General features: G+C 58.1%; 1 protein-coding gene. It reads left to right on the forward strand.

Annotated features, from left to right (window positions below):
* On the forward strand, window positions 1-372 hold a 372-nt coding region (locus tag ALO43_RS20890), incomplete at its 5' end, for an aldehyde dehydrogenase family protein (protein ID WP_157062349.1).
* Between the last annotated feature and the right edge of the window lie 17 nt (window positions 373-389).

The raw sequence follows: 389 nt of genomic DNA on the forward strand, positions 1-389 counted from the left end.
CTGCAGGAAACCGGCGGCACGTACGTCGAACCGACCATTTTCGACGGCGTGAACAACGCCATGAAGATCGCCCAAGAGGAGATCTTCGGCCCGGTACTTTCAGTGCTGACGTTCGACAGCGACGAAGAAGCGATACAGATAGCCAACGACACGCCTTATGGCCTGGCTGCTGCCGTGTGGACCGCCAATATCTCCAGAGCACACCTGACCGCCAAGGCACTGCGCGCGGGCAGCGTATGGGTCAATCAGTACGACGGCGGCGATATGACTGCCCCGTTCGGTGGCTTCAAGCAGTCAGGCAACGGTCGTGATAAATCGCTGCATGCCTTCGACAAATACACCGAGCTGAAATCCACCTGGATCAAGCTGTAAGTCAGGAGCGCGACACC

The organism is Pseudomonas tremae (genome assembly GCF_001401155.1).
Classification (GTDB): domain Bacteria; phylum Pseudomonadota; class Gammaproteobacteria; order Pseudomonadales; family Pseudomonadaceae; genus Aquipseudomonas; species Aquipseudomonas tremae.